This window comes from Inquilinus sp. YAF38, from assembly GCF_052113205.1.
Lineage (GTDB): Bacteria > Pseudomonadota > Alphaproteobacteria > DSM-16000 > Inquilinaceae > Inquilinus.
This window is the reverse complement of the sequence record NZ_JBFRCU010000167.1, coordinates 1-6,738: the sequence shown is the minus strand read 5'-3', so window position 1 is coordinate 6,738 and position 6,738 is coordinate 1. Positions and strand designations below refer to the sequence as shown.

The window sequence follows — 6,738 nt, the reverse complement described above, 5'->3', positions numbered from 1 at the left end:
CGCTTCTCCTCGGCCTGACGCGACAGCTTGTCCTTGAGCAGCAGGGTCAGCCGCACGGCGCGCGAGACGGTGGCGATCCGCTGGCAATAGTCGACCCCGGGCTGCGGCGCCTGCAGCGCCTCCTGCTGCGTCGCCCGGGCGATCGACATCTGGATCTCGACCAGCTCCGCCACCACGCACAGATCCGCCGCCCGCTCCTCCTGCGGAGCGGCCGAGGCCTCCGTCGCCGAATCGGTCTGCGCCTTGTTCATGGAACATAGCATGAACGCAGTCGCCGATTAATACAATTGCACAATGTGTTAACTGACTCTGCCCGATGCCGGATAGAGGCTTGCCCGTGAAGAGTGAACCACAATGACCTCCCCGAGCTCCCGAGAGCGGACATGGCTGGACTTGACCAAGGGTGACTTCATCGCGCCTCTCCTCTGGTCCGGATTCGGCTCATTGCGGACGATCGCTGGCGCTGCTGGCTTCCGCGAAGCGGACATCTCCTGCGATCCGACCATGCCCGAAAGCGGACTCGGCACCCGGCGGACTGGATCTACATCGATCCCACCCCAACGGCGTGTGTGCGAGTATCCGGAGAAGGCCAATCCGAGGCCGTTTCTGGCGCGATCCATCCGGCCAGACCGTCCGAGAAGGGCGGATTGCGGAAATTGGCGCCACTCGTTGTCCGGCGCCGACCAATCGTTGGACAGGCCGCGGTCAGCGATTCCATGCTTCGGCAGTTTGAGGAGGGAACGGCTATGGTGAGGAGGGCCAGCGTACTCGCACTTGCATTCGCTGCCGGGTGCCTTGGCGGCAAAGTCCAGGCTCAAGACGGGTACTGCGATAAGATCATCCGTGTCGTGGCTCGCCACCACACCAATGATTTGGCTGCGTCAAGGATGGGTGATCAAAGGTCCTCCGCTGACCAGGAGCGGAAAAGCCAAATACTGGAAATTGAACGCCAATCGACCGTAGGCGATCTCGGCTGTGATGAGACGGAATACAATGAGGTGATTAGTTGCATAAATGATACTGTTGCCAAGGGGGCCGATCTTGATACGGACGGTCGAAGAGAGGTAGTGACCACTCTCTGCGCCGCTACTCCGAGCCTCAACCGGTCGATGAAGGGTCCCTTCCCGGGGAAGTAGCTAGCAAAGCGACGCTGCAATGGCCGGTTCCGGGCGCCTGCGATTCGGCCGGGCCGACGGCAAAGGGCGGAAAGCGGACGGTGGCCCCTTGGAGTGGGAGCTCGCCGCGGTGTACATTCGCCTTTAGGCGTTGCCAAATGGTGATCGTATGCCTGCGAAGAAGTGGAAATCCATCGCGACCGCATCAATTGTGTGGATCGTGTGTTCCGCCGGCACGGTTGAGTTTAGTGACTACAGGAAATTTGTAATAGCGTCGGACGATTTCGTGCGGATGCGTTATCCGGGTTTGAATCTGAATAAGTTTTCGAGAAATTTAGGTGAAGGCAAACAGACTGTGGCGATTCATTATCTTTGCAAAAATGAAGATCCATCAAGTTTCTGCATTGGCGGGGGACCTGTTGTAATAATAGAAAGGGTCACGGGCGCCGTGGTTGACTCATATTTGACCCAATAAAGTTGCGCGATTTCCGCTGAGGCGAGGGGTCGCCGCGACGATCGCGACAGCACCACATGTCCGCATAGGGTCGCCCGCTGCCGGCTCGGGTGGCCGAGAAGGGCGGAAAGCGGCCTCCGTAGAGACCCAGCGCTCTGATCGGATAATGAGGATGCAACCGGCTCGTCCTAGTTGGGCCACCGCTCCTCCCATTCAATAAAGCATCGCGCAACTAGCCGACGAAACACATATGCCCCCAGAAGGACAGCAAGACAAATCAGAAGATTTCTAATGTCCTCTCGATCAAAACCGGAGATCATTGTTACTGCACTGAACATAGAGAATGTCGCCGCGATTACCATGAAGAAAGTTGTTAGAAAATATAGATACTTTACTAGCGCATAAGTTTCGCTTCTTTCATGCATCCACGTTTGATTCCGGTTAAGTCGATCGAAAATTCGTCGCTTCATCAAAAAAAGGCACAACACTCCCAACGGAATGACGACCGACAGAATCCATGAAAACATCGACTGCATGATGCGCAACTCAGCAATTGCATCTGATTCTACAACCATAGTCCAGAAAGCGCGCGACTCACGATGTCAACCGACGGTGTACGACCATTCAATTCTGACCTATCTGCGTACGGCGGGAAAGGGTCGCGTGCGGTCGTGTCCGCTTCGAGGCGCCGAGTCGAATGGCCGGTTTCAGGCACCCCGCAGCCGGGCTGGCCGTCCGCGAAGGGCGGAAAGCGGAAGTCTTGTCCGCACTGGGCCTGACTAATGGCCCGTGATACAGACGAGTTATGATCGGGCAATTCGCTATCCGAGAAGCGCTTGAAGCGGATCTCGACGGCTTGGCGCGCGTCGTCGTGAATGCCGTAAGATTTGGGTATCGTGGGTATTTTCCAGATGATTTTCTTGAAGCCCTCACCCCCGAGAAGGAAAGGGAGAGCCGCAGGCAGGCAATAATTGTTCCCGGATCCTTCTGTTTTGCAGCCATAGATGGATCTCAACAGCAAATTATTGGCCTTGCCTACGGTGCACCTCGAAAGGGTTTGAATCAGTTCAACCGAAGCGTCCTAGAGGATTTGTGTGTCCTTCCGCGCTACCAAGGATTTGGAATTGGCGCCGAGCTTTTCTGGGCGTTTGCCGCCGAGCATCAGAAACGTGGTAGAAGAGATTTATTAGCACGTTCGTTCATCGATCATCCAAGTAGCGCATTTTATGAGTATATGGGAGGGCAGTTTCTAACACTCGCACCTCGGTCCTTTGGATCTAAGAAAGTAAATGAACTGGAATATATGTGGGAAATAGACGATCTGCGACGTTTGCGCAGAGCAACAAAATCGGGCCACGGCTAGAAGTAGGGTTGTTACCCGCGTGGGCGTTGGCCGACGGAGTCCGCAAAGGGTCGAATCGGGACATGTCCGCTCTCGGGAGCCCGGCGCGATGGCCGCTGTTCACCCTTTGCGGTCACGAACTGCTGCGACGCTGCGCCTCTCCTCACCTCCGCAAACCGCCCTTCTCCGTCAGCCAGGACGATTGAGAACGCGCCGATACTGCTGCGATGGCGGTTCCACAGTGGCAGCCGCAACCCCGGCGTCACGGCCGCACCCCTGGCGTCTCGACCGGCAGGCCTTCGGCGCGGGAGTGCAGATACAGCTCGAGGGCGGTGAATTCCGGCGCGCCGAAGGCGTAGGGCTCGGCCCGCACGCCGATCATGCAGTTGCGCATCCGCCGCTGCAGCGACCCGACCGATTGCCATTCCAGGCGGTAGATCGGGTAGCCGGTCGGGTGCGCCTGCGGGATCACGCTGCCGCCCAGCTTCTGGCCCCAGCGCTGGTCGTGGCAGGCGGCGCAGGACAGGTCGAGCTGGCCGATCCGCCGCTCGAACAGCCGGCGGCCCTCCTCGACGAAGGGCGTCAGTCGCGGGTCCGAGACCGGCTCGACCGGCGTGCCGCGCGACTGGTGGGCGACAAGCGTGGTCAGCGCCAGCAGTTCCTGGCTTTCTGTGGCGACGGGTTCGGCGCCCTGCCGCGCCTGGCGGCACTGGCTGATCCGGCCCTGCAGGTCGATCGGCCGGCCGCTTGCCGTGTCGAGGGCCGGGTAGCGCGCCGCGACGCCGCGCATGCTCTCGCCCGCGTCGCCRTGACAGGCGGCGCAGCTGGCGCCGGCGGGGCCCGCGGGCTCCTGCCACAGCGCCTCGCCCTCCAGCACCCACAGCATGCCGGGATTGCTGCTGTCGTCGCGCTGCAGCGCCTGCGTCTCCGGCGCCATGAAGTCGAAGCCCGAGCGCCGGTCGGCATCCGGGGCCTCGCCGCTCACAGCCAGGGCCATGCCGAGCAGCAGGAGCGTCCGGCACGACCGTGCCCGCATCAGGTGACGGTGATCTCGACCGCGGCCCGCTCGACCGTGCCGTCATCGGCGGTCCAGGCGAAGTCAATCGTCCCCGATTCCGTGGCCACGGTGGTGAAGGCGATGAAGGGGTTGGCCGACATCGCCGGGAACAGCTCGGCCGAGAACACCTCGACGCCGTCATAGGTGCAGGCGAAGCGGTGGATGATGTCGCGCGGGATGGTCTGGCCGTTCGGGCCGAGGCGGTAGCCGGTCTCCATCTTGTGCGCGATCATCGCCTTGATCTCGATGACCTCGCCGCGGCGCGCGGTCTTCGGCGCGTTGATCAGGGCGCGGGTCACGACAGGTCCTCGATGCAGGCGGCCAGCGTCACGATCACATCGGCCTCGGCCGACCAGACGCTGCCGTCGCTCATCTCGGCCAGGGCGACGATGGTCTGCGAGGTGGCGAGGCGGAGCCGGGTCGAGACGCTGGCCCGGCCGGAGCGGGGGCCGAGATGGAACACCACCATGTCCGCTTGCGGGTTCTTCTCGTTGAACAGGCCGATGCGGCGGACGTGGTCGGCCGCGGTCATCGGGCTGTCCACCGCCACCGTGACGCCGACGGCATTGCCGTTCTCGACCAGCGGCGGGATGTCGAATTTGATCCGGCCCGGCCGGATCTCGGCTCCGCCGGCGAAGCCGAGGATGGCGTCCTGCAGCGACGGGCGGGCGCGGGCCGGCGAGGGGACCAGCACCAGGGCGAGGAGCCCTGCGCCGGCCGTCAGCACGCCGCGGCGGGCAAAAACCATCGAGTCCCCCCTCCCCTCGCGGGAGGGGGATAGGGGGAGGGGGTTTTCGAGGCCGGTCTCCGGCCCGGACTGCGGCCACTCCGCGCGGGCGGCGAGTTCTGTGCCCTGCGCATTCGCGCGCGGACGCGCGCAGACCCCTCCCCCTGCCCCCCTCCCGCAAGGGGAGGGGGGACTTATTTTGTCTGGGAGGGCGGGGACAGGATTACGCCGTGCCATCGCTCACTCCCTCAGCGTCGCGAGATAGGCGATCACATCCTCGATCTCCGCCGCCGTCAGCACCGGCTTGCCCTGCCAGGCCGTGGCGACGCGCGCGAAGCCTTCGGTCCGGGCGTAGGACGGCATGATCGAGTCCGGGACCAGGCGCTTGATGTCGACCACCCTGAGCCGCAGTTGGCCCTCGCTCAGCCGCGCGCCGATGCCCTGCAGGTCCGGCGCCAAGGTACCCTGCTGGTGGGCCGGGGTGAAGGGGCCGGCATGGCACAGGGAGCACAGGCTGCGCTGCCGGTCCTGCATCAGCGCCTGGCCCCGGGCCGGGTCGCCGGGCCGCCCGGTCAGCGATTGCGGGATGGCGTCGCCCTTGACCGCGTAAGGCTCCGCGGCCGCCGGCGCTGCGGCGAGCGCGGCCAGGACCAGAGGGGTCACCCCTCTCATCCGAACACCGATCCGGTGATGGTCTGGAACCAGGCCTCGGCGTAGCGGGCCTCCAGCTCGCGGAATTCCGCCGGCGCGTCGAGCGGGCTGGTGCCGCCGGCGCCCTCGACCTCGCGCAGCAGGCCGTCGGCCGGCCGGTACACCCCGGCGACCGAGATGCCGTAGCCCGGCGCGACCAGGCTGTAGCAGGTGTTGACCAGCTTCTGCTCCGCCGGCACCTCGCCGCGCAGCAGGCCGGCGACGGCGGCGGCGCAGATTTGCGCCTGGGCGTTGGCGGCGAAGGCGGATTTCGGCATGGCACCGGCGATGGCGGCGTCGCCGATCACATGGATGCCGGGCTGCAGCCGGGATTCGAAGGTGACCGGGTCGATCGGGCACCAGCCGGTCTGGTCGGCGACGCCGGCGGCCTGGGCGATGGCGCCGGCCCGCTGCGGCGGGATCACGTTGGCGACATCGGCGCGGTGGCTGCCGAATTCGGTGACCAGGGTCCTCGTCGCGGCATCGACCTCGGTCACCCGCCCGCCGGAGGACAGCGGCACCCATTCCAGCAGCCCCGGATACAACGCGTCCCAGGCCGCCTGGAACAGCCGCTGCTTCGAGAAGGCGTCCTTGGCGTCGAGCACGATCAGCTTGGAGCGCGGCTTGCGGGTCTTGAGGTAATGCGCGATCAGGCTGGCCCGCTCATACGGCCCGGGCGGGCAGCGGAACGGGTTGGCCGGGGCGGCGATGGCGACCACGCCGCCATCCGGCATCGCCTCCAGCTGCCGCCGAAGCAGCAGCGTCTGCTCGCCCGCTTTCCAGGCATGCGGCATCGCCTCGGCGGCGGCCTGGTCGTAGCCGGGCAGGGCGTCGAAGCGCAGCTCGATGCCCGGCGCCAGGACCAGCCGGTCATAGGCGAGGTCCGAGCCGTCGTCGAGCCGGACCCGCCGGGCCGCTGGATCGACCGCGACGGCGCTGCGGTGCACGATCTCGACACCCTCCCGCCGCAGCCCGTCATAGCCGAAGCGCTGGGCGTCGAGGTCGCGCAGCCCCGCGATCACCTCGTTGCTGAACGGGCAGGCGGTGAAGCGCTCCTCCGGCTCCACCAGCGTCACCGCGATGTCGCGGCGGCGCAGGGCGCGGGCGCAGCTGGCCCCGCCGAAGCCGCCGCCGACCACGACCACTTGCGCCCGGCCCTGCCCCAGCACGGAAGGAGCCCAGAGCGCGGCCCCGCCGGCCGCGAGGCCGCGCAGGACGGCCCTACGGCCGGGCATGGTCTTGCCTTCCGGCGAGCCAGTCCGCGATCGCACGCGTTTCGTCATCGGTGAAGCCTTTGGCGATCCGATCCATCACCGTCGCCGGCCGCGCGCCGCTGCGGAAGGCGGCCATGGC

At 65.2% G+C, this 6,738-nt stretch carries 7 protein-coding genes; 1 reads left to right on the top strand and 6 read right to left on the bottom strand.

All coding sequences use genetic code 11. The features are described from left to right. Window positions 1–251, bottom strand: a 251-nt coding sequence (locus AB4Z01_RS35610) for a hypothetical protein (RefSeq protein WP_441701506.1), incomplete at its 3' end; no start/stop codon positions are given. A 2,123-nt stretch (window positions 252–2,374) separates the two neighbouring features. On the opposite strand from AB4Z01_RS35610, the gene AB4Z01_RS35605 reads away from it, so the two are divergent. Next, complete coding sequence (locus AB4Z01_RS35605; protein WP_441701504.1) at window positions 2,375–2,932, top strand: GNAT family N-acetyltransferase; 558 nt, start codon at window positions 2,375–2,377, stop codon at window positions 2,930–2,932. Window positions 2,933–3,173: 241 nt separating this feature from the next. On the opposite strand, the gene soxA is transcribed toward AB4Z01_RS35605, so the two are convergent. From soxA to AB4Z01_RS35580, 5 genes are all read right to left on the bottom strand, one after another. Continuing rightward, window positions 3,174–3,947 carry a sulfur oxidation c-type cytochrome SoxA gene (soxA, locus tag AB4Z01_RS35600; RefSeq protein ID WP_441701502.1) on the bottom strand — a complete coding sequence of 258 codons (774 nt, stop codon included), beginning with the start codon at window positions 3,945–3,947 and terminating at the stop codon, window positions 3,174–3,176. After that, the gene (soxZ, locus tag AB4Z01_RS35595; RefSeq protein ID WP_441701500.1) at window positions 3,947–4,267 is read right to left on the bottom strand and encodes a thiosulfate oxidation carrier complex protein SoxZ; all 321 of its coding nucleotides are present in this window, start codon (window positions 4,265–4,267) and stop codon (window positions 3,947–3,949) included. The genes soxA and soxZ overlap by 1 nt, the downstream gene beginning before the upstream one ends. Next, window positions 4,264–4,716 (bottom strand): SoxY-related AACIE arm protein, encoded by a 453-nt coding sequence (locus tag AB4Z01_RS35590; protein WP_441701499.1) that lies wholly within the window; start codon window positions 4,714–4,716, stop codon window positions 4,264–4,266. The genes soxZ and AB4Z01_RS35590 overlap by 4 nt, the downstream gene beginning before the upstream one ends. 219 nt (window positions 4,717–4,935) lie before the next feature. Further along, on the bottom strand, window positions 4,936–5,358 hold the full coding sequence (gene soxX / locus AB4Z01_RS35585) for a sulfur oxidation c-type cytochrome SoxX (protein WP_441701498.1): 423 nt from the start codon (window positions 5,356–5,358) through the stop codon (window positions 4,936–4,938). A 5-nt stretch (window positions 5,359–5,363) separates the two neighbouring features. Continuing rightward, complete coding sequence (locus AB4Z01_RS35580) at window positions 5,364–6,620, bottom strand: FCSD flavin-binding domain-containing protein (protein ID WP_441701497.1); 1,257 nt, start codon at window positions 6,618–6,620, stop codon at window positions 5,364–5,366. Window positions 6,621–6,738: the final 118 nt, after the last annotated feature.